This window comes from Hydrogenophaga sp. (genome assembly GCF_048549895.1).
Taxonomy (GTDB): domain Bacteria; phylum Pseudomonadota; class Gammaproteobacteria; order Burkholderiales; family Burkholderiaceae_C; genus Hydrogenophaga.
On the sequence record NZ_JBLYYB010000071.1, the window covers coordinates 1 to 5132 of the forward strand.

The following is a 5132-nucleotide window of genomic DNA, read 5'->3' on the forward strand; positions in this document are numbered from 1 at the left end:
CGCTGGGCGCGGGCATCGGCTGGGCGCGCAGCATCACCTTCAACCCGGCGCTGTCCGACCAGTTCAAGGCATTCTTTGCCCGCCTTGATACCTTCGGCCTGGGCGTGTGCAACGGCTGCCAGATGTTCGCCGAGCTGGCCGACATCATTCCCGGCGCCGAGGCCTGGCCGCGCTTCACCACCAACCAGAGCGAGCGCTTCGAAGCGCGCCTGTCGATGGTGGAAGTGCTCGAATCGCCCAGCCTGTTCTTCGCCGGCATGGCCGGCACCCGCCTGCCGATCGCGGTGGCGCACGGCGAGGGTTACGCCAACTTCCATCACCGTGGCGATGCAGCCAAGGCGATTGCCGCGATGCGCTTCACCGACAACACCGGTGCTGCCACCGAGGCCTACCCGTTCAACCCCAACGGCAGCCCGGGCGGCCTCACGGCCGTGACCACGCTGGACGGCCGCTTCACAGCCATGATGCCGCACCCCGAACGCGTGTTCCGCAACATCCAGATGAGCTGGACCGACCAGGACCCCGCGGCCCACAGTGCGTGGATGCAGCTGTGGCGCAACGCGCGAAAGTGGGTCGCGTAAGCCTTCGCATCGTCACCCCCTCAACCCTCGAAAGAACCCATGGCCGGATCCAGTTTGCTTTTGCTCATCGACGATATCGCCGCCATCCTCGATGACGTGGCGGTGATGACCAAAGTGGCCGCACGGCAAGGCGTGGCAGCGGCCGATGACGTGGCCGTGATGACCAAGCTGGCTGTGAAGAAGACGGCCGGTGTGCTGGGCGACGACCTGGCGCTCAACGCGCAGCAGGTCACCGGCGTGAAGGCCGACCGTGAACTGCCGGTGGTGTGGGCGGTGGCCAAGGGCTCGATGATCAACAAGGCCATCCTGGTACCGGCGGCGCTGCTCATCAGCGTGGTCGCGCCCTGGGCCATCACGCCACTGCTGATGCTCGGCGGCTTGTTCCTGTGCTACGAGGGCGTCGAAAAACTCGTGCACGCGTTTGGTGCCCACAAGGCCGAGGACGAGGCGGAGCACGCCAAGCTGCTGGAGGCCGTGGCCGACAAAAACGTGGACCTGGTGGCCTTCGAGAAAGAGAAGATCAAGGGCGCCGTGCGCACCGATTTCATTCTCTCGGCCGAGATCATCGTGATCAGCCTGGGCACGGTGGCCGCGGCCAGCATGGGCCAGCGCGTGGCCGTGCTGGTGGGCATCTCGGCGCTCATGACGGTGGGCGTCTACGGCCTGGTGGCCGGCATCGTCAAGCTCGACGACCTCGGCCTCTACCTCAACCAGCAGGTGGCCGCCTGGAAACAGGCGATCGGGCGCGGCATTCTGGCTGCGGCGCCCTGGCTCATGAAGACCTTGTCGGTGGTGGGCACCGCCGCCATGTTCCTGGTGGGTGGCGGCATCCTGGTGCACGGCGTGCCGGCGGTGGGCCACGGCATCGAAGAATTTGCCGCTGGCCTGGGCTGGGTGGCGCCTGTGGTGACCAACCTGGCCGGTGCGCTGGTGGGTGTGGTGGCCGGGGCACTGGTGCTGCTGGTGGTGGGGTTCATCGGCCGCCTGCGCGGCAAAAAGCCCCAGACCGCCTGACACGCCGATCCCCCGGGTGGGGATGGCACACGCCGGGGCAGCGTCCTAGAATGATCCGGTCGGCCCCGGGAGCTTGAGCGGCCCGACACCGGACACCGCACCGATTGGCGGTGAAACCTCGGGTCTTCGCCACATGGACGGGATCTTCATCAGCTACCGCAGGGACGATTCGGCGGGCTACGCCGGGCGGCTGTACGACAGGCTCTCGGCCCACTTCGGCACCGATCAGGTGTTCATGGATGTCGAGGGGATCGAACTCGGCACCGATTTCGTCACCGCCATCGAACAGGCGGTGGGGTCCTGCAAGGTCTTGATCGTCGTCATCGGGGACGAGTGGCTGAGCACCACCGACGCCGCCGGGCGCAGACGACTCGACGATCCCCACGATTTCGTGCGCCTTGAAACCCGCGTGGCGCTGGAGCGCGAGATCCGCGTGGTGCCGGTGCTGGTGGGTGGCGCGCTGATGCCGCGCACCGAGGAACTGCCCGACGAACTCAAGTCGCTGGCGCGGCGCCAGGCCATCGAAATCAGCCACAAACAGTGGGACGGATCGACCCGCGAATTGATCCGTGCGCTCAACATCATGCTGGGGCAACGGTCAGACACCGGGATCACCGTGCCCGGTGATGTGCCGGTGGCTCAGACCTTGCACTCACAAGCCGGCGTTGCGCCCGATGCGCTGGGGTCACCCGCGCCGGGTGGGGGTTCTTCGAGGAGATGGATGGTGGTCGCAGGTCTGGTGGCGGGCGTTCTCGGGGTGGCGCTCTGGGCGGGGAGGAGCGAATCGCCCGAGCCAGCGCCGGCAGCGTCGTCGACGCCCACCCTGACGGCCGAGGCACCCCCCGGCCCTGGCAAAGCCGCAGCCCCGGCGACTGCGCCCGCCGCCGTGCCATCCCCGACACCGCCCCCGGTGGCCGCTGTTGCTCCACCCGCACCGCCGACGCCCTCGCCACCAGTCATCCGCCTCTTCCAGAGCCAGGGCGACCCTGCTGGCGCGAAGCTGTGTTACTCGGTGGCCTTGGCTGAGAGCGTCACGCTCACGCCGCAGCTCGGGGCATTGGCCAAGCCGGTCAAGGACTGCGTGACGGTGGCGGTGGCAGAGCCCACGACGTTCACACTGACAGCGCGCAACGCGCATGGCTCGGTCACCAGGACGCTGTCGGTCCGGCCACGCCCGGCGGTGGTGGTTCCCGCGCCGGACCCGGTGGCCATCGCCCCAACGCCTGCGCCTGCACCGGTGCCCGCCGTTGCGCCCAAAGCCGACAGCCTGCTGCCCCGAGCTGGCGAGAGCTGGACCTACCGCACCAGCGGCAAATGGCCGACCAGTCCGCGCCGCGAGATCGTGATTGCCGTGGAGTCGGTTCGCGACGGCGTGGTGACCGACACCTTGCAAGCCGATGCGCAGGAGCGCACAGTGGGCGACACACGCAGGCTCTTGGGCAGCCGGCCCGGCTTCATGGCCTGGCAACAGATCGGCCTGGAGTACAGCCCTTATCTCGGCGCATTCAGGGACTTGAGTTCGCTGGGACCGCTGAGCAACTTCGCCACGCCCGACATGGACACCTGGGGCCAGTGGTACTCCGAGGCCAAGGTGGTGGGCCGCGAAACCGTGAACGTACCCGGCGGCAGCTTCGACGCCTTCAAGGTCGAGGTCTGGAGCAGCCGCAGCGCCACCGGCGGTTCCACCCTGGCACCGATCGAGCCGGTGCGCATTCAGTACCTCGTCTGGTACGCCCCCAACGTCAAGCGCTACGTGAAGATGCAGCGGCGCGTGCTCAGCGCCGGGCACCGGGAAATCGAGAAGGATGTGTTTGAACTGGTAGCGCACCGCTGACCGCCAACGCTCAGGGCAGAATCCGGGGCTTCCCGATCACTGGAGAAGGTCCTTGACTTCAGCCGCACTGCTTGAAAAAACCGCCATCGTTCTCGTGCATGGCGCGTGGCACGGGGCCTGGTGCTGGCGCCGTGTGCTGCCGCTGCTGCGCGGTGCGGGCGTCCAGAGCCACGCGGTCACGCTCACCGGCTTGGGCGAACGGGCCCACTTGCTGTCACCCACGATCGATCTGCACACCCACATCGAGGACGTGATCGGTCTGATCGAAACCGAAGAACTGCAGCGCGTGGTGCTGGTGGGCCACAGCTACGCAGGCATGGTGATCACCGGCGTGGCCGACCGGTTGCAGCGGGAACAGGCAGGCCTGCTGGTGCACCTGGTGTACCTCGACGCTGCCTTGCCCCGCCCGGGTGACAGCTGGAGCAGCGCCCATTCGGAGGACACGCGACAGGCCCGCATCGCGGCATCGCAATCCAGCGGGGGTCTGAGTTTTCCGCCGCCCGATGCCAGCCTGTTTGGCCTGAGCGGCGCCGACCGCGACTGGGTCAACCGCCGCCAGACGCCCCAGCCCTTCCGGCTGTACCAGCAGCCATTGCAGTTTGACGCCGCGAGGGTGGACGCCGTGCCCCGCACCTTCATCGACTGCACCCAGCCCGCGCTGGCCACCATTGCGCCGTCGCGCGTGAGGGTGCGCAGCGAACCCGGCTGGAATGTGGTGGAAATGGCCACCGGCCACGACCCCATGGTCAGCGAGCCTGCAGAGCTCAGCCAGATCCTGCTGCAGATTCACCGACAGGCCTGTGCGTGAAACCCTCATGAACGTGTCCATGACGCAGCGACTTGACCGCATCGATCTGCTGCGCGCCGCCGCCATGCTGTGGATGACGGCGTACCACTTCTGCTTCGACCTCAACTTTTTCCGCCTGATCCGAGAGGACTTCTACCGCGATCCTTTCTGGACCTGGCAACGCACAGCCATCGTGAGCCTGTTCCTGTTCACCGCCGGGCTGTCGCAGGCGGTGGCTTTGCACCAGGGGCAGACCTGGGCGCGCTTCTGGCGCCGCTGGTGGCTGGTGGCGGGCGCGGCCTTGCTGGTCACGGCTGGTTCGCTGCTGGTGTTCCCCAAAAGCTTCATCCATTTCGGCGTGCTGCACGGCATCGCGCTCATGCTGATCGTGGTTCGGCTCACCGCCGGGTGGGGCGCGTGGCTGTGGCCCTTGGGCGCGCTGGCCATCGGCCTCACATTCGTGGCACCAGCCTTGATCCTGTCGGTTCCTGCGCTGGAGGTGCTCAACACGCCTTGGCTCAACGGGCTGGGGCTCATCAGCCGCAAGCCCGTGACCGAGGACTACGTGCCTCTGTTGCCCTGGCTGGGCGTCATGTGGTGGGGGGTGGCGGCTGGACGCTGGGCAATGAGCGAGCGCCCGCAGTGGCTGGGCAGCAGCGCTCCCGCCCAGGGTGGACGCCGGGTCCTGGTGCAACTGGGGCGCTGGAGCCTGAGCTACTACCTGTTGCACCAGCCGGTGCTGATGGGCTTGATCTGGCTGGGAATCCAGCTGGCTTGAAACGAAAAAAGCGCGGAGGCCCGCGCTTTTTCACAAGACGCTGACCCGTCCTGCCAGAGGTTGACACTTTTTCGTGAAAGAAAAGGCAAGTCAAATGGAATCAGGCATCAAGCGCACGCAGAGGGACTACACGCTGGC

Annotated in this window: 5 protein-coding genes; all 5 read left to right on the forward strand. The window is 67.1% G+C overall.

All coding sequences use genetic code 11. The features are described 5' to 3' along the window. Nucleotides 1-581 (forward strand): phosphoribosylformylglycinamidine synthase subunit PurQ (locus ACN4F8_RS06950; protein WP_419472878.1); only part of this gene is annotated, 581 nt, incomplete at its 5' end. 39 nt (nucleotides 582-620) lie between these two features. After that, entirely contained in the window at nucleotides 621-1595 is a 975-nt protein-coding gene (locus ACN4F8_RS06955) for a DUF808 domain-containing protein (RefSeq protein ID WP_419472879.1), read from the forward strand. A gap of 133 nt (nucleotides 1596-1728) precedes the next feature. Then, nucleotides 1729-3429, forward strand: coding sequence for a toll/interleukin-1 receptor domain-containing protein (locus ACN4F8_RS06960; protein WP_419472880.1), 1701 nt, complete (start codon nucleotides 1729-1731; stop codon nucleotides 3427-3429). 52 nt (nucleotides 3430-3481) lie between these two features. Then, nucleotides 3482-4237 (forward strand): alpha/beta fold hydrolase, encoded by a 756-nt coding sequence (locus ACN4F8_RS06965; protein ID WP_419472881.1) that lies wholly within the window; start codon nucleotides 3482-3484, stop codon nucleotides 4235-4237. 19 nt (nucleotides 4238-4256) lie between these two features. Continuing rightward, a complete protein-coding gene (locus tag ACN4F8_RS06970; protein WP_419472882.1) occupies nucleotides 4257-4994 on the forward strand; it encodes a DUF1624 domain-containing protein in 738 nt (245 codons plus the stop codon). Nucleotides 4995-5132: the final 138 nt, after the last annotated feature.